Annotated in this window: 19 protein-coding genes; 11 read left to right on the top strand and 8 right to left on the bottom strand. The window is 35.2% G+C overall.

Annotated features, from left to right (window positions below; translation table 11 throughout):
- Positions 1 to 43: 43 nt before the first annotated feature.
- Genes QSV08_RS10520 through QSV08_RS10510 form a run of 3 tightly spaced genes read left to right on the top strand, consistent with a single transcriptional unit; the run spans position 44 to position 2,501 of the window.
- On the top strand, positions 44 to 271 hold the full coding sequence (locus tag QSV08_RS10520; RefSeq protein ID WP_073243390.1) for a hypothetical protein: 228 nt from the start codon (positions 44 to 46) through the stop codon (positions 269 to 271).
- 5 nt (positions 272 to 276) lie between these two features.
- Positions 277 to 846 carry a phosphatase PAP2 family protein gene (locus QSV08_RS10515; protein WP_324028331.1) on the top strand — a complete coding sequence of 190 codons (570 nt, stop codon included), beginning with the start codon at positions 277 to 279 and terminating at the stop codon, positions 844 to 846.
- Entirely contained in the window at positions 843 to 2,501 is a 1,659-nt protein-coding gene (locus QSV08_RS10510; protein ID WP_324028330.1) for an ArnT family glycosyltransferase, read from the top strand. Before QSV08_RS10515 ends, QSV08_RS10510 begins: the two co-directional genes overlap by 4 nt.
- A gap of 3 nt (positions 2,502 to 2,504) precedes the next feature.
- Here the strand turns inward: QSV08_RS10510 and QSV08_RS10505 are convergent, their stop codons facing one another.
- From QSV08_RS10505 to QSV08_RS10485, 5 genes are all read right to left on the bottom strand, one after another.
- A complete protein-coding gene (locus QSV08_RS10505; RefSeq protein ID WP_324028329.1) occupies positions 2,505 to 3,398 on the bottom strand; it encodes a lysylphosphatidylglycerol synthase transmembrane domain-containing protein in 894 nt (297 codons plus the stop codon).
- Positions 3,382 to 4,341: a glycosyltransferase family 2 protein gene (locus tag QSV08_RS10500; RefSeq protein ID WP_324028328.1), complete on the bottom strand. Its 960-nt coding sequence runs from the start codon at positions 4,339 to 4,341 to the stop codon at positions 3,382 to 3,384. Before QSV08_RS10500 ends, QSV08_RS10505 begins: the two co-directional genes overlap by 17 nt.
- An 83-nt stretch (positions 4,342 to 4,424) precedes the next feature.
- Positions 4,425 to 5,414: a methylmalonyl Co-A mutase-associated GTPase MeaB gene (gene meaB, locus QSV08_RS10495; protein ID WP_324028327.1), complete on the bottom strand. Its 990-nt coding sequence runs from the start codon at positions 5,412 to 5,414 to the stop codon at positions 4,425 to 4,427.
- A 37-nt stretch (positions 5,415 to 5,451) separates the two neighbouring features.
- Positions 5,452 to 6,024, bottom strand: a complete 573-nt coding sequence (locus tag QSV08_RS10490) for a DUF2911 domain-containing protein (RefSeq protein WP_324028326.1) — start codon at positions 6,022 to 6,024, stop codon at positions 5,452 to 5,454.
- A gap of 28 nt (positions 6,025 to 6,052) precedes the next feature.
- Entirely contained in the window at positions 6,053 to 6,967 is a 915-nt protein-coding gene (locus tag QSV08_RS10485; protein ID WP_324028325.1) for an aldose epimerase family protein, read from the bottom strand.
- Between the two features lie 104 nt (positions 6,968 to 7,071).
- On the opposite strand from QSV08_RS10485, the gene QSV08_RS10480 reads away from it, so the two are divergent.
- From QSV08_RS10480 to QSV08_RS10470, 3 genes are read left to right on the top strand one after another with little or no spacing between them, the layout of a single operon-like run.
- On the top strand, positions 7,072 to 7,617 hold the full coding sequence (locus QSV08_RS10480) for an RNA polymerase sigma factor (RefSeq protein WP_324028324.1): 546 nt from the start codon (positions 7,072 to 7,074) through the stop codon (positions 7,615 to 7,617).
- On the top strand, positions 7,601 to 8,185 hold the full coding sequence (locus QSV08_RS10475) for a hypothetical protein (protein ID WP_324028323.1): 585 nt from the start codon (positions 7,601 to 7,603) through the stop codon (positions 8,183 to 8,185). Before QSV08_RS10480 ends, QSV08_RS10475 begins: the two co-directional genes overlap by 17 nt.
- A complete protein-coding gene (locus tag QSV08_RS10470; protein WP_324028322.1) occupies positions 8,157 to 9,602 on the top strand; it encodes a hypothetical protein in 1,446 nt (481 codons plus the stop codon). Before QSV08_RS10475 ends, QSV08_RS10470 begins: the two co-directional genes overlap by 29 nt.
- Here the strand turns inward: QSV08_RS10470 and QSV08_RS10465 are convergent, their stop codons facing one another.
- Both QSV08_RS10465 and msrA read right to left on the bottom strand, forming a co-directional pair.
- On the bottom strand, positions 9,603 to 10,337 hold the full coding sequence (locus QSV08_RS10465; RefSeq protein WP_324028321.1) for a sugar-binding protein: 735 nt from the start codon (positions 10,335 to 10,337) through the stop codon (positions 9,603 to 9,605).
- Between the two features lie 215 nt (positions 10,338 to 10,552).
- On the bottom strand, positions 10,553 to 11,260 hold the full coding sequence (msrA, locus tag QSV08_RS10460; protein WP_324028320.1) for a peptide-methionine (S)-S-oxide reductase MsrA: 708 nt from the start codon (positions 11,258 to 11,260) through the stop codon (positions 10,553 to 10,555).
- Between the two features lie 101 nt (positions 11,261 to 11,361).
- Between msrA and QSV08_RS10455 the strand changes: the two genes are divergently transcribed.
- The 3 genes from QSV08_RS10455 (at position 11,362) to QSV08_RS10445 (ending at position 13,417) form a co-directional block, all read left to right on the top strand.
- Positions 11,362 to 12,045 carry a peptidoglycan DD-metalloendopeptidase family protein gene (locus QSV08_RS10455; protein ID WP_324028319.1) on the top strand — a complete coding sequence of 228 codons (684 nt, stop codon included), beginning with the start codon at positions 11,362 to 11,364 and terminating at the stop codon, positions 12,043 to 12,045.
- A 406-nt stretch (positions 12,046 to 12,451) separates the two neighbouring features.
- Positions 12,452 to 12,688 (top strand): hypothetical protein, encoded by a 237-nt coding sequence (locus QSV08_RS10450; protein ID WP_324028318.1) that lies wholly within the window; start codon positions 12,452 to 12,454, stop codon positions 12,686 to 12,688.
- Positions 12,689 to 13,177: 489 nt separating this feature from the next.
- On the top strand, positions 13,178 to 13,417 hold the full coding sequence (locus QSV08_RS10445) for a hypothetical protein (protein ID WP_324028317.1): 240 nt from the start codon (positions 13,178 to 13,180) through the stop codon (positions 13,415 to 13,417).
- Here the strand turns inward: QSV08_RS10445 and QSV08_RS10440 are convergent.
- Positions 13,414 to 14,151, bottom strand: a complete 738-nt coding sequence (locus QSV08_RS10440) for an arylesterase (protein WP_324028316.1) — start codon at positions 14,149 to 14,151, stop codon at positions 13,414 to 13,416. The genes QSV08_RS10445 and QSV08_RS10440 overlap by 4 nt on opposite strands.
- Positions 14,152 to 14,213: 62 nt before the next feature.
- On the opposite strand from QSV08_RS10440, the gene QSV08_RS10435 reads away from it, so the two are divergent.
- Both QSV08_RS10435 and QSV08_RS10430 read left to right on the top strand, forming a co-directional pair.
- Entirely contained in the window at positions 14,214 to 14,903 is a 690-nt protein-coding gene (locus QSV08_RS10435) for an ABC transporter ATP-binding protein (RefSeq protein WP_324028315.1), read from the top strand.
- Between the two features lie 47 nt (positions 14,904 to 14,950).
- Positions 14,951 to 17,452 carry an ABC transporter permease gene (locus QSV08_RS10430; RefSeq protein ID WP_324028365.1) on the top strand — a complete coding sequence of 834 codons (2,502 nt, stop codon included), beginning with the start codon at positions 14,951 to 14,953 and terminating at the stop codon, positions 17,450 to 17,452.
- Positions 17,453 to 17,472 lie beyond the last annotated feature (20 nt).

The following is a 17,472-nucleotide window of genomic DNA, read 5'->3' as shown; positions in this document are numbered from 1 at the left end:
TTGTTGTCAACAATTACATTTCAACTTATAGATTACAATTTTTATGGAATTTCCGAAATTTTTATTAGGTGATAATACAGATTACCCTACAGCAATATTTGTAGTACACACCGAGTTTCCAAGGTTTATAATTAACCTAGAAGATGATGAGGTAGAATGGCTTGAAGAATTCTCAAAGGAAGATGAAAAGGAATTGGAAGAAGAAGCTGAAAACTTGATTAAAGATGCAACTGCATTTTATGATCGAGAAGTGTCTAGATACGAAGATTAACGATTATGCTTGATGCGCTTTTACAGTTAGATAAAGACTTTTTTTTATACCTCAATGGGTTGGGTACGCCCCAATGGGATACTTTTTTTCAGTTCATCACCAATAAACTGAGTGCCTTACCTCTCTATGTATTCTTGCTGATCCTTTCGTTTCAGAAATATGGGGGAAAGAAAACAATGGTACTCTTGGTATCTATTGCTCTTTTAATAACGGTTACAGATCAACTAGGTAATTTTTTTAAGTACGGTGTAGCTCGATTACGACCTTGTCATGATCCCGAAGTTGAACCTTATATGCGTTTAGTGAAAAGTTACTGTGGCGGCAAATTTGGTTATTTTTCTGCCCATGCGTCAAATTCATTTGCAATAGCAGTATTTTTTGGTATTATTTTAAAATCTAGTATTAAATATTTAGGGGTGTTTTTAGTACTGTGGGCAGCCTTGGTAGCATTTAGCCGAGTATATATCGGAGTACATTTTCCACTTGATATTATTACTGGTGCTGTAATAGGCTCGCTATTCGGTTGGTTGTTTGTAAAGTTATTTATATTTGCACTTCGCAAATTCTCCCTATGATATCTAATCTAAGGTACTGGTTTTTAATTCTTTTAATTTTCTTGGTATACGTTGCAGGTATGTTTGTAACGTTGTTCGAAAATGATTCTGCACAGTTTTCTGTGATGGCCATGAGAATGGTGCAAGAGAATGATTTTTTTAGCCTTTTTAAAGGTCCTGAAGAGTATTTAGATAAGCCCCACATGCATTACTGGCTAGCTGCCTTATCGTATAAAATATTCGGTATTCATGATTGGTCTTACCGTATTCCAGGCATATTATCCACTTTATTAGCAGCCTATAGTTGTTACGGCTTAGGTAGTCTACTTTATAATAAACATGTTGGTAAACTTGCGGCATTAGTTTTTATGACTGCACAGACTATTGTTTTGGGTGCTATAGACGTTCGTACAGATGCTGTGTTAACCGGCTTCAGTATTTTAGCGATTTGGCAACTGGCAAAATATATTGAGAAGGGTAGTGTGTCGGCTATTGCAATTGGCGCTTTTGCAGCAGGTATCGCTTTCTCTACCAAAGGGCAAATCGCTCTGTTAGTAATAGGATTGCCCATACTTTGTCATTTGTTTTATACAGGTAAATGGAAAGCGTTTTTAAGCTGGAAAGTACTATTGGCGTTGTTTGTATTTGCAGTGACGATAACACCCATGTTATATGCTTATTATTTGCAGTTTGATCTGCATCCAGAAAAGGTGATACGTGGTAAAGATCATCGTAGCGGTATATTTTTTATTTTTTGGGAACAAAGCTTTGAACGTTTAAGCGGTGAAGGTATTGGTAAGAATAGTAGCGATTACTTCTTTTTCTTTCATACATTCTTATGGGTTTTTCTCCCTTGGACGATATTAGGGATTACGGCATTTTACACTAAAATACAGGCATTTATAAAACATAAATTTAAGAACGTTCAAGATTCTGAATTTTTAACTGTTGGCGGAATCACTTTAATTTTTATTATTATCAGTTTTGCGCAATTTAAATTGCCACATTATTTAAATATTACTATTCCACTTTTTGCAGTTATAACTGCTGCTTATATCTATAATTTATACACGGAAAACAAAGAAAAAACGCTGAAGTATTTAATGATAGGGCAGTACTTTGTGCTTAGCATCGTATTTATAGCTTCAGCATTAATATGCTTTTATGTCTTTAAATTAAGAAGTGCAGTGGCATATGTATTTTTAATTGGAGCTGCAATATTGATCATCTATTATGCCTTAAAAAGGGAAGGTGTTTATATGAAGTTGATAACGATTTCGGTCTGTGCATCATTACTTTTGAATGCTGTTTTGAACTTACATTTTTATCCTAATTTATTAGACTACCAAGGTGGGTCTTCAATGTCTAAAGTAATTTCAGAGAAAAATATTCCTGTAAATCGAGTTTATAAAGTAGGTAAAGACTATACGTGGTCTTTAGATTTTTACAATCAGTTTCCTGTTCAAATTACGACCGCAGAAGGTTTAAAAGACAAAAAAGATGTTTGGGTATATGTCAATGATGATGAGATGGCTATGCTAGAGGATAAAGGCTTTGATTGGGATTCTCAGCTCTCTGTTGATCAATTCAGAATAACGCGTTTGCAAGGCAAATTTTTAAATCCGAATACACGTAAGAAAGTAACTCGTAAAATGCACTTATTACATATTTATTAAACCCTATTCGTTGGCTGAATGGTTTGAAGTATGTGCCAATTCTAATTTAATCTTCTTAAAGTGATACCATACACCAATAAACGAAACCAAAGCTGTTATTAAGAAGAACAGCACACTTACGCCAACAGATATATTTTGGTCTAGCCCCAAAAGTTTTGCGCCATAGAAGAAGGTTACTTCACGGCTTCCTATGCCTCCTAATGTTAATGGTACTACTGCTACAATAGATGAAATCAAGAAAATGATGAGATATGAAATTTGATTCATTTCAATATTAAGGGCAAGCAAAATAAACCAAATACAAATTAATTGTGCCAATTGTACCAGCGCAGATAACGCTGTTGTTTTCCAGAATATGGGTAGTACATAATTAAAAAACTTCTTGTTCAATAACCAAAATACGATAACTGATATTGGTATAGCTGAAAGGAAAATCCAACGATAGCCATTTAATATTTCAGCATTATGAAAAGCCAATAATGCGCAGGCATATATGAATAGTAATAATAGTCCGCCAAGACGATCTAGGACTAGCACACTCACCATTCTTTTGGTTTTGACATCAAAGGTTTTCTTAAGAATATAGCCTTTGTATGCATCGCCACCAATACCACCAGGTAAAAATAAGTTGTAGAACATACCCAACAGGTAAAGCTTAAAATTGCTTGCATTTGTAAGCATGATGTTAAGCCTATGAAAATATAGATTTAGGCGTATTGCCCCAATGAACTTAGAAAGTATAAAGAATATGGCTGCTAAGATTAAGTAAAGCGGATTACTCTTAACCAGTATGTCTTTTATCTCACTTACGTTTATTTTAGTAAAAATGAAATAAATTAAAACGGCACTGATCAGTACTTTTAACCCGGTGGTTACTTTCTTATTTAACTTCGCCACCTACACTTACTTTTTTAATGCGGTATGGTCTTTTGTTCTGAGATTCATAATAAGTACGTATTAATAATTCCATTACAATACCTATTGTGAATAGTTGAATACCTGCAAATATCAACATCATACCAAATGTCAATAAAGGTCTTGTGCCAATATCTTCACCAAAACCTAACTTAACGATTAGCAAATAAAGATTAATAAGAACACCGGCTGAAATCATTAAAAAACCAGAGATACCGAATAGGTGAATTGGGCGTTGAAAGTATTTACGAATAAAAAGTAATAGCATCATATCTGCAACTACTTTAAAAACGCGCTCTAGTCCGTATTTAGAAACCCCTGCATGACGTGCATGATGTTTTACTGGTACTTGCTTTATTTGTCCGCCTTCAAGAAATGCCAGTAGGGTAATAAACCTGTGCATTTCACCATATAAATTTAAGTCTTTGGCTATATCCCTAGTAAAAACTTTTAAGGCACAACCGTTATCTTTAATATCTAATTTGGTAACACGGCGTACCAGAAAATTAGCAATTTTAGAAGGTATTTTTTTAACAAGAGAATCTTTCCTTTTTTGACGAATACCGGTTACTACATCATATTCACCACTAACGGCATAAGTCAGCATTTGAGGAATATCAGACGGATCGTTTTGCAAATCCCCATCCATTGTAATAATATATTCTCCTTCGGCATAATCAAGACCTGCAGCCAGGGCTAAACTCTGTCCGTAATTTTTCTTCAATTCAATTAAATGAACCTTATCATCTTTAAGACCTTTTACTACTTTTTTGGTGTTGTCGGTCGAGAAATCATCTATATAAATAATTTGATAATCGTAGCCAACCAAGCTTTCGTGGATTTTCTGTGTTAGAAGAGCCGCATTGTCTTGTTCGTTATATAAAGGAACAACTACCGAAAGTAGGGAAGTGGTAACAGGTTGCATTGGGTTGTTTTTTGAATAGGTGCAAAGTTATGTTTTTTATCCTTAAGATAATGTACATGAATGAGAGTTACATTCTAAAGGGTTTAGTGCTGTTTTAAAGCCTTCAAGAGCTTTTCTGCAGCTAAAAAAGGAGAGATATTACCGCTAATTACTTCTTTTTTTAATTGTGGTAACATTTCTTTGGTCTTCGGATGCTGGTAGAATTCAGTTAATAGTTCTTGTTCTAGATATTGAATTAACCAATTTTCATTTTGCTGTTGTCTGTTAGCATTAAAATATCCGGATGCCTTCATGTCTTCGCAATAGGTATCTATTAACTGCCAAATTTCGTCTAGACCTCTATTTTCAATTGCAGAACAGGTCAGCACTTCCGGAGTCCAACCATTTTCTTTGGGCGGAAACATATGTAATGCTCGAGTAAATTCCATCCTAGCAAAATCCGTTCGTTTTATATTATCTCCGTCCGCTTTTGTAATAACAATAGCATCTGCCATTTCAATAATGCCTCTTTTTATACCTTGTAACTCATCACCTGCACCAGCCAGTTTCAATAATAGAAAGAAATCTACCATATCGTGAACAGCGGTTTCGCTTTGTCCAACACCAATAGTTTCAATTAAAATGCAATTAAAACCTGCCGCTTCTAAAATAAGAATGCTCTCTCTTGTTTTACGGGTAACGCCACCTAATGAAGAGCCAGAAGCTGAAGGTCTTATGTATGCATTAGGGTTTTTAACCAACTCTTCCATACGAGTTTTGTCACCTAGTATACTACCTTTTGTTCTGCTGCTAGAAGGATCTACGGTAAGCACGGCGACCTTTTTACCTAAATTGGTTAGTATGCCACCAAATTGTTCTATAAAAGTACTTTTACCGGCACCTGGTACTCCAGTTATGCCAATTCTTATAGAATCATGCTTTTTTGAAATACAACCGGCAATAATTTCATTTGCGATTATGCGGTGCTCTGGCTTGGTACTTTCTACTATGGTGATAGCCTTACTTACTATGGCAACATTATTGGCATAGATACCTTCAAGAAATTCTGATGTGGTAAGATTGGCTAAATTCATTGTAACAACTTATATAAATGTAAGTGGTATAAAGGTACTATTTGTAAATAGGAACCATAATTTTAGTAGCGTCCCACTCTAGACTTAAAAAATCTTGAGATGTTTGATTCTCATCTATATGTTCAAAATTTATAGATAAATCTTCTACGGGCTCCACTAATTTTTTCACCGGCACTTCTACTGTGAGATAATCAAATTTATCTTCATGGGTAGTTTGGTTGCCATCAACACTGGTAACACCCCAATCGGGTATTTTTGAATTAAAAATAACCTTCCAACTATCTTTATTAGGTATAGTCCATAAAGAATACTTGCCGGCAGGTAATGTCTTATCGATAATATGAATAGGTTGGGTTGTTGTAAAGGTTGTTGGCTCATTTGCTCCTGTACGCCAAATTTTGCCATACGGCACTAATTCTCCGAAAACAACCCGCCCTTTTTTTGACGGACTAGAATAATCTACCTCTAGTTCACTACCTTCTAAATCTAAGAGTGTTGTTTTAGCGGGACTGAATTTTTTGGCTTCGCTATGTATGTAAGGTATGACTACGAAATAGCCCAGAGCTACCAATACTACAATACCTATGATGATTTTTTTTAATAGTTTCATTTAAGAAAAAGATATACCCAAACTATGGTTAGCTAGGAGTAACAATATCAAATTTAAAGATAGATATGTTATTGTAAATATCGCCAGGTCTTAAGAGGCTTTTAGGAAAATCTGGTTGATTAGGTGCATCTGGGTAGTTCTGTGCCTCAAAACAAATTCCAGGAAAATCTGGCGGAGTATAAACTACCAAAGCTGGTTGGTTGGTATATACTTTCATGTTTATACCAGAGGTCTTTGATTGAATTTCTGCAACTTTCTCATTACCAATATCCTTAACAAAAATAGAGTCTAACCTTTGCACACCTATTTTTCGAGGTAAAAGAAAATCGTATTCCGTTTTACGAACAGGTATAATATCGCCTGTAGGTAATAAGTTTTCTTTGGTTTCTAATTTATAAGGGCAATTTAATTGTAATTCATAATCATCTATGTACGGATCGTTATCTAGTTTAAAATAAGAATGATTGGTAAGGTTTATAACCGTACTTCTATCCGTAATTCCCTCATAAATAATTTGCAATGCGTTATCCATTAATTTATAGGTAACGCTAACAGATAAATTTCCTGGGTAGCCTTCCTCTAAATGTTTGCTGACATAGCTCAATTTTACGAAAGGTTTATCGCTTTGATTTACTTCATCTATGATCCAATATTTTTGATGAAAACCTTCTTTACCGCCATGTAGGTGAACCCCATCTTCTTGAAACACATCGTATCGAGTTCTATCGATTATAAATCCGCCATTAGAAATTCTTCCTGCATATCTACCTACACTGGCTCCTAAAACATTATCATCTAAACGATATCTACTCGGGTGGTTGTACCCAACTACTACATTGGTGTACTCGCCATCAGCACCTTTTACAAGTAATTTTTGAATGGTAGCGCCATAATCAAGCACCATGAGTGTTATATAGGCATTGGAAATTGTAACTTGTTTCAAAGGGAATATTTAATAATGTGGTGTAAAAATAAAAATTTTTGCAACATTCTATTTTTTATATCGTCCTTATTATAGAAACAAACCAAAACCAATCCAATTAATTCATGTTTCAAAGCAATATTGTAGAGAAATGTATGGCAAATGACCGTGCGGCACAAATGAAGCTGTACAGGAAGTATTGTGACGGCATGTACATTGTAGCAATGCGTTTTGTAAAAAATGGAGATGATGCAGAAGATGTTTTACAGGAGTCGTTTATTAAGGCTTTTCAAAAAATACATCAGTATAGTGGCGATGTAACTTTTGGTGCATGGTTAAAACGCATAGTGGTGAATAAGAGTATCGATTTTCTCAAATCAAAAAAAGATAAAGAGGTTTCGCTAGATGAAGGTTATATGCAAGTTGTTGCAGAAGATGATAATTGGAACGTACCAGTAGCAATTAGTATTGAACAAGTTAAATGTGCAATTGATGAATTACAAGATAAATACAAATACGTAGTGCTAATGTTTTTGGTCGAAGGATATGACCATCAAGAAATAGCAGAGGTATTAGAAATTACAGAATCTGCCTGCAGAACAAGATTATCGCGCGGTAAAGGTCATTTAAAAGAACTATTAAAAGGAAAAAAATATGGAACAGGATCTTAGGGAAATGTTCAAAAAGGATCGGGAAGGGCATAAGCATAGTATTAAGCATGGTCATGAAGAGCGCTTTTTAAAGAAGTTAGAAAAATCGACACCTGCACAAAAGAAAACTGATAAAGGTTGGTTGAAAATAGCGGCATCTGTTGCGGTAATCGTAAGTATCGGTTTAGGTTTTTTGTATTTCAATAAAAATGCAGATAACACGACAACTGTGGTTGATAATGCTAGTACAGAGGAACAAAAAGCTGAATTCACATTCGGAGATCTTTCCCCAGATTTAAAGAAGGTTGAAAGCTATTATGTAGCCAATATTAATATGGAACTGGCAAAATTAGAGGTGTCGCCAGATACTAAAGAGTTGATCGACAGTTTTATGGAACAGCTCAATAATTTAAATATTGAATACAAGACGTTAAACATAGAGTTAAAAGAATTAGGACCTAATGATCAAACCATTACGGCACTGATAGAGAATTTACAATTGCGATTACAGTTATTACAGAAATTAAAAAGAAAGTTAAACGAATTAAAATTATCAAAAAATGAACAGATCATTGACAACAGTATCTAAGCAACTCATCATTGCGTTGGGTCTATTAACTTCTACGTCGTTTTTAGCGCAAGAAGAAAGTAAAACATTTCAAGAGCGATTTATTGTGGCAGAAGATGCCGTGGTAAATATCAATACCAGCTATGCCGATATTGAATTTGAAACTTGGGATAAAGATGAGGTGGCTATTACAGCCACCATTACCCTTGAGGGAGCCACAAAAGAGGAAGCTGAGAACTATTTTAAGAATAGCCCTATTGAGATATTAGGTAATAGTAAAGAGATTAAAATATCTTCAAAATCTAAGAATAATGATTTCTTCTCAAGTTTTGATTCTGAAAATATCTATAATCATGGTGGCATGCGAATAGAGGTTCCAGAGATTGCATCGTTCGTAGTAAGTGTACCTCAGATAGCTCCTTTTCCAGAAATGCCGCCATTACCATTAACTGAAGCCTATACATTTGATTATGAAGAATATCAAAAGGATGGAGATAAGTACATGAAAAAATGGCAAAAGAATTTTGAGAAGAGTTTTGATAAAAAACATCAAAAACGATTACAAGAATGGGCTGAAAGTGTGAAAGAATCTTTATTCAATGAAAAGCGTGAAAAGTATGAACTCAGACGTGAAAAATTAGTAGAAGAAAGAGAAAGATTAAGTGAACAGCGCAATGAACAAATTGAGCAACGTCGCGAAGAGTTAGAAGAGAAGCGTGCTAACGCAGAGAACGAAAGAGAAGAACTTCGAACTTTTATAAGCTCTTCTAGAGGTAATGCAGCAGATGTACCCAATGTATTTTACTTTTCAAATGAAGGGGAGCAAAAGAATTTTAAAATCAAAAAGACCATAAAAATTAGCTTACCAAAGTCAACCAGAATAAAAATGGATGTACGCCATGGTGAGGTTAAATTAGCTGAGAATACCAAAAACTTGAATGCGAAACTTTCGCATTCAAGCCTTTGGGCAGTTACCATAGATGGGGAAGAAACTACTGTTTCTGCCTCATACACTCCGGTAACAGTTAAAAAATGGAATTACGGTCAGCTTAGCACTTCGTATTCAGAAGAAATATCATTGTCAGAGGTGGTTGAATTACAATTACAGGCAACCTCGTCTGAGGTTACTATTAATAAGTTATTCAAAAACGCCTTTGTAAAGAATGATTTTGGTGCAGTGCACATTCTTGAAATGGGTAATGACTTTGAAGAATTAGATATTAGCGTAAAAAATGGGGAGTTAACGGTAACAATGCCAAAGGTGGCTACCAATATTTATGTAAAAGGTAATTCATCGACATTGAAATTACCAACAGGTTTACAGATTGTAGAAACTAAAAACGGAACTACCACTATTCATAAAGGGCATCACTTAAAAAATAATAGTAATCGATCTATTATAATTACATCAGATTATAGTGAAGTAGTGCTGCAATAGTTATTTTACCAATTGTAAGGTTCCAAACACATTGGCATCTATCCATCCCTTGTTTTTATTCTCACCTGCTACAAATACAGAACCTATTAAGTTCTCGCGCTCTTCGCTACTATCATTATCTGCATAAGCTAGGGCAAAACCAATTTTCTTATTCTCGGTAAGCACAACTGGCTTTATATTCGGGTCATCATTATATACACCAGGGTACACTTTTACAAACATTTCCCAATAAGTAGTATTACCTTCTGTTTGATGTTTAGATGTAATATGATCGTTGTATAATGTCGGTTTTTCATCAACACCTAAGTCTACCACATTACCGTCTAAGGCTACGTGATAGGTAAAAGCATTGTGGTTGAATCGGTGTTGCCCTCCAGAATTATCTTCATCTACATAAACGATTACACAATCATCGTTCCACCAAAGTTTTAAGGGGTCTTCAGTTTTATCTAGAATAGTATTGTCAACTATTTCTAGTAGAAGATAGAGTCCGTCTTCGTTCCAAGCAATTTTATATCTACCATTATAATCATCATGATCAAAAGGACCACCGATCCAATTTTGATCAATAGGTTTCCAATCTAATAAATTCCAATAGTTTTCTATAGCTCTGCCATCTAGAGTAGGGGCATCTTTAATATAAGAAACTTGGGTAGCTTGAGAATTTTTCTTGTTCTTAACTTCTGCACATGAAAATACGCCTAAAAGAAGTAAAAGGTAAATAGTCCATTTCATAATACTGCTTTGGAATCTATGGTTCAAAAATACCATTTTCTTAAGTTATGTAAGATTAATAGTACTTATTTAAGTGGCGACAAGATATAATAAAATATAAAGAACCTACTTATTCTTAGGTTAACTGATGTGCTTTGTAATTATTGTACAGTCTGTGGCACAAAAAAAAGCATCCCGAACGGAATGCTTTTATATGAAAATTTTTGGGAGATCTTTTAATGGGCACTCTTCTTCAGATAATCTCCAAAGTTCTCTTTAAATCTATTTAATCTCGGTATAGAAACGTTTCTAATATACGAGTTGTTAGGATTGTTCTTTTCATAATTTTGATGATATGACTCTGCCTTGTAAAATATAGTATAAGGTACAACTTCTGTGGTAATTGGATCATTATCATACACTTTTTTATCTGTAAGTGCCTGAATATAACTCTCAATGATATTCTTTTGCTCATCGTTCTTATAAAAAGCGATGGATCGATATTGTCTACCACGATCCGGACCTTGTCTATTTAATTGAGTTGGGTCATGAGAACCAAAGAATACTTGAACCAATTGGGTGAATGAAATTTCATTTGGGTCGTAATATACTTCAACAGCCTCGGCGTGGTCAGTTTTACCATAACCTACTTCTTCGTATGTTGGGTTCTTTTGTTCCCCGCCTGCATAGCCAGAAACCACTTCTTTAACACCTTTTACACTTTCAAAAATAGCTTCTACACACCAAAAGCATCCGCTGGCAAAATAAGCGGTTTCGTATTTACTTAATTGTTGCGGACTCAATTTTACTTCTTCCTCAATCTCTTCGTGTTCCGTTTCTGTAATTTCTGTGTTTTCAGAAATGGTATTTTTCTTGACTTTAGATTGGCAACTGGTCGCAATCAAGGTCGCGCAGGCCAATAAAGTGATTTGTAATAATTTCATAACAATTTTCTTTTAGCAATTTGTAGGTAATTTACAAAGACCTTACGAGGAAAAGGGTTAAAAAATGTTAAGGAGAATAAAGGATATTATATTTTTGAGAAATGAATACATTACTTCAAGCTCTAGAATCTTACGCTGCAAAAACTATCTCTATTTTAGATACCACTATTTCATCTGACTTATATGTGCCATTAGATCTTTCTAAATACAATGAAGCTTTGATGGATTTAGATATTACTGATCATGCTGTTTGTCAAGCTTACATCGATGATGTGCTTAAAAGTAAACAAGGTGTTATCGCCTACGGCGGATATTTAGAACAAAGAAACTTATATAATGATAAGGAAGGTTTTACCTCTAGCAGTAAACCTGTTCGAAATATTCATTTAGGAATTGACTTTTGGTGTGATGCCGGTACTAAAGTCATTGTGCCGTTAGACGGAAAGGTTCATAGTTTTAAAAACAATACCACTATTGGTGATTACGGACCAACTATTATTTTAGAACATGTTTTAAATGAAATTACCTTCTATACCTTATATGGTCACCTAGCTGTAGATTCTTTATCAGGCTTTTATAAAGGTAAGATCTTTAAAGCAGGAGATGTGCTCGCCACCCTTGGTACACCCGATATTAACGTAAACTACGCACCGCACCTTCATTTTCAAATTATAAAGGACTTAAAAGGTAACGAAGGCGATTACCCAGGTGTATGTGCTGAAGGGCAGCTATCCTTTTATAAAGAGAATTGCCCTGATCCGAATGTGCTATTTAAGTTATTATAAAGTACAAAGTACAAAGTACAAAGTACAAAGTACGAAGTATTAAGTCTGAAGTTCGAAATATTGAAATTAGAAAAGAGAATATAGAGAATAGACCTTTAATGGTGCCATTGTTGAGTATAAATTTAGCAAGGTTAAATTTATACTCAACCAACAACCAACAACCAACAACCAACAACCAACTTCTATTTTCTCTATTCTATCCTCTCTTTTCTTTTTTTATAATTCAGTTTATCGGTTAACGACATCAATTATCGGTAAGGTGTTTTTGAGACGTGTGTCGTTTATCGATGCGATTTTACACTTAATCTGAAGTTGTGTCAAGTAACGAGAATTAGGGGTTTTTCAGCGATTCATCACCTAGTAAAACAAGGTCTGCGGCGTTCTATTATTGTAACATACGCAAGTCATGAAAATAATAATAGCAACAATCTTCATCATCTTTTTAAGCTTCACAGCTCAAGCACAGAACACTACTGAAGAAGTAAAGGTTGAAACTATTGAGATGAGCATCGTTACTGAAACAACAAACGAAGTAAAAGCTAATACTACTTTAGAAGTAGCTAGATTATACAAATTCAAAAACTCTAGAATCAAAAGAGATTTAAACTTCTTAACGAAAGCGAACAAGCCTAAGATGGCTTAGTGTTTTTAGTATTTAGTAATAAGTACATAGTGTATATCGGTTGTTAGAAAATAGAAAATAGAAGTTAGAAAATAGACTTCATAATAAATTTTAAGAGTGGATTTAGTAAAGCTATACTGATTTTGTGTTTAACAACGAACAACGAACAACGAACAACGAACAACGAACAACGAACAACGAACAACCAAAATCTAATTTCTCAATTCTATTCTCTCACCTCTATCTTCTCAATTCTCATTTTTAAACTCCCCTCTTGTAGTCCTCCTATCTTGCATAAAGAATATTTTGTAAGAAAAAACATATTAAATCGATGAACTGCATAAATACGGGGTCTAGTGGAAGATTATTTTGTAGGAAAACGGACTACAAAAAGAAGTAATACATCGAAAAGTAAACTTTTCATCGTAAAAACCGTACCTCTTGTCGAATTCGAAATACGTTTACTTACAAGTAGATGGTTATCTATAAACCAAATTTACCTACTTTATTATGCGTACAATTATTTTTTTACTCCTTGTTATCTGTTTGGGAACCCAGTCCCAAGCACAATCGAAGTCACCAGACATCAAAGTACAGACTATTGTTATGCCCATGGCAGATGTAACAATAAAATCTGACGTAAACGCTCAGGGTTTTCAAACAGCTGCAAGGTTTTACAAAGTCAAAAATGCAAGAGTTAAACAAGCCTTACTTTTTAGAACAAGAATACGAACAGTATCTCTTGCCTAGTTTAATTCTTCTACAAGTTCCTCGGTTACCTCTGTTCCCCCTTGAGGTAATACAATGGTTTTTAAAATTTCCCAAACATTTTCTGTTACTATTCGCTGCCCTTCTGTAGTTGGGTGAATGCCATCTTCTAAGTTCAATTTCGGAATACCGGCAACACCTTCCAATAAAAACGGGATCAACCTTATATCATTAGATTCTGCCAAGGCAGGATACATCATCTTAAATTGAGAAGCATAATCTGCACCCATATTTGGTGGTATTTGCATACCTGCCAATATTATTTGAGTTTCCGAATTTTTTTCTTTCACCATTTCGATCATCGATTGCAAATTATTCATAGACTCTGTAATGGGTATTCCTCGCAATCCGTCATTGGCGCCCAATTCCAAAACAAAAATATCTACTGGCTGATTTAGCACCCAATCTAAACGATTTAATCCGCCAGAGGTAGTTTCTCCGCTCAATCCGGAATTTATAACCTTATAATCCAAGCCTAAAGAATCTAATCGTTGTTGAATTCTATTTGGGAATCCTTCCTTTGTATCTAAGCCATAGGCAGCGGTAAGGCTGTTTCCGTAAAACAATATCACGTTGTCATCCGCAGAAATAGCTTCCTTTTCAACACTACTTACAGCTTCTGTTTGGGTGTTAGGTGTTTTCTTTTCTGGAGTTTCCCCACATCCAACGAATAACAACACCACTAAAAAATAACGAAACTTTAATACTTTCAACATAGTCTTACCTTATTAGATTCCAAATCATTTGTTTATTTTGTTGTCTTGTACCAAAATGATTTATGACAAAGATATTAAACGTACGTAATCTAAAGAAAACGTATTCAAGCGGATCTAAAAATTTGACAGTAATTGATGATATTACTTTTTCTATTGAAGAAGGTGACACTTTTGCTATTGTTGGTCCGTCAGGTAGCGGCAAAACCACATTATTAGGACTCTGTGCCGGATTAGATGAAATCAACGAGGGCGTAATAGAACTTTGTGGAGAGGATTTAAGTAGATTGAACGAAGATCAACGTGCACTTTTAAGAAATGAAAAAGTGGGATTTATTTTTCAAGACTTTCAATTACTACCAACTTTGACTGCTTTAGAAAATGTAAGTGTACCTCTAGAATTACAGGGAGCCGCCAATGCTTCTAAAGATGCGATGGAACTTTTAAATAAAGTTGGTTTGGCTGATCGTCATGATCATTACCCATCTCAATTGTCTGGTGGTGAACAGCAACGGGTTGCCTTGGCAAGGGCATTTTCTAACAAGCCTTCTATACTTTTTGCAGATGAGCCAACGGGTAATTTAGACGAGGAAACTGGTGAAAAGGTCATTAAATTATTATTTGATCTTAATAAAGAAATGGGCACTACATTGGTCATTGTTACTCATGATTTAGAGCTGGCAAACCTGAACAAGCATGTATTACGACTTAAAGGTGGTAAAATAGTAATCAACGAAACCACTTCTATATCTTGAATCTAACACAGAGAACATCAAAAGCATCATTTAATTGGTTGTTGAAAATGGCCTGGCGCGATGGCAAAGCTAGCGGTAAACGACTGTTATTATTCATGGCATCTATTATTCTAGGTATCGCAGCAGTGGTGTCTATACAATCTTTTAGTGATAACCTTAAAGATAATATCGGTTTACAATCAAAAGCACTCATGGGTGCTGATTTTCTTATAGATAGCAATCAGCCTGCAAACGAAAGGGTAACAGAATTAATGGATTCTTTAGGTGGGTACGATGCTAGAGAAGTCAATTTTGCCTCAATGGCGGCATTCCCCAAAAGCCTAGCTACAAAATTGGTACAAGTACGGGCTATCGAAGGTGATTTTCCTTTTTATGGGGAGTTAGAAACTGAACCTGCCTCAGCTGCAAAAGAATATTTAGAAAAAGGCGGAGCGTTGGTTGATGCCACCGCAATGCTTCAATATAATTTAAAACCAGGCGATAGTGTAAAGTTGGGTACAACCACATTTGCTATTGTTGGGTCTTTAATCACGGCACCTGGTAGTACTGGTATTGGTGCGACAGCTGCACCACCCATTATTGTACCATTTCGTTTTATGGAAGAAAGCGGACTCTTGCAACGTGGTAGTCGTTTGGGGTACAATTACTATTTCAATAATGATAAGGCAGATTTAGAAGCACTGAGTAAAAATGTAGATCCATTATTAGATGCCGAAAATGCAGATATGGACACCCATACCGATACTAGTGAGCGATTAGGTCGCAGATATGAAAATGTAGGTCGGTTCTTAAATTTGGTTGCATTTATTGCACTTCTTTTGGGGTGTGTTGGTATTGCTAGCTCTGTTCATATTTATATAAAAGAGAAACTAAAGGCAGTAGCAGTTCTTAAGTGTTTGGGTGCTACACGTAAACAAACCTTTCTAATCTACCTGATTCAAATTGCAGGAATGGGATTGTTGGGCGGACTTATAGGTACCGTGAAAGGCTTGTTGTTGCAACAGACTTTTCCGCTTATACTTCAAGAGTTTTTGCCTTTTCAAGTAGAAATATCAACTTCTTTTCAAGCGATATTTGTTGGCTTATTGTTAGGTGTATGCATGTCGGTTTTATTTGCATTGTCGCCATTAGTAAATACATGGTTTGTTTCGCCTTTACAGGTATTACGCGTGCAAGAAGATACGAGTAAAAAGGCAAGACCTTATCAAATTTGGGTTGTGGTTGCCATTGTTCTTTTTGTATTATTATTCGCTTTTTGGTTATTGGGCAGATGGGAGTTCGCATTGAGTTTCGTAGCAGGTATTTTGGTGACATTTTCCATTTTAGCGGGAGTGTCAATTTTATTTATGCGATTGATTAAACGCTATTTTCCGAAGTCTTGGAGTTTTGCCGCTCGACAAAGTTTGTTGAATTTATTCCGACCAAATAATCAGACTGTAGTATTGGTTTTAGCTATTGGGATTGGTACGTTTTTAATAAGTACATTATATTTTACAAAAGATTTTCTTCTTGCAAAAACCTCGTTCGAAGCGAGTGCTGAGAGTCCGAATTTGATATTATTCGATGTACAGACAGACCAACGAGATGCTGTAGCAAATACCATTACTCCGAAAGGATTACCTGTTATAGATAACATACCGATTGTAACCATGCGTTTAGAGCGTATAAAAGATCGAGACGTTAATGATATTCGATTAGATACTACAACTAGAGTTAACAAATGGATTCTTAGCCATGAGTTTAGAACGACCTATAGGGATTCTATGATCGGTTCTGAAAAGTTGTTGGAAGGGGACTGGATACCTTCTGTTGATCCTAATGCCAAAGTAATACCTATTTCGTTGGCAGATAATGTAGCAAATGATGCTTTAGTAACTATTGGTGATACCTTAATATTTAATGTTCAAGGTAAACTAATGACTACGGTAGTGGGTAATATTCGACAAGTAGATTGGGCACGTATGCAACTCAATTTCTCTATTGTCTTCCCTAAAGGAGTGTTAGAAAATGCACCACAGTTTCATGTGGTGACTACTAATGCACCAGATAAAAAGTCTTCAGCTGATTTACAACGAGAGCTGGTTAAGAAATTCCCCAATGTATCTATCATCGATTTAAGACAGGTAGTAACCTTGGTTGAAGACATTTTAGATAAGATTTCATGGGTCATATCTTTTATGGCATTCTTTAGTATTCTTACCGGTATTATTGTGTTGATAGGATCTGTTCGAAACAGTAAATACCAACGAATTCGTGAAAGTGTTTTACTAAGAACACTTGGTGCTCAGAGTAACCAAATATTAAAAATTAATGCTTTAGAATATTTATTTCTTGGTGTTTTGGGCAGCGGGGTAGGAGTGTTGCTTTCTTTACTAAGTAGCTTTCTACTAGCATATTTTATTTTCGATACGCCATTTATTCCGTCGTGGGTGCCATTTTTAATTGTTTTACCTGGTATTACGTTATTAGTTCTTGCCATCGGTTTAATGAATAGTAGAGGGGTCTTGAATAGTCCGCCATTGCAGGTGTTGCGAAAAGAAGGTAATTAAGAAGGTGTTTTTCAGCGGAA

The sequence above is a fragment of the Maribacter sp. BPC-D8 genome (assembly GCF_035207705.1).
Classification (GTDB): domain Bacteria; phylum Bacteroidota; class Bacteroidia; order Flavobacteriales; family Flavobacteriaceae; genus Maribacter.
Note: the sequence above shows the minus strand (reverse complement) of the source record. Positions and strands in the feature narration are given on the sequence as shown.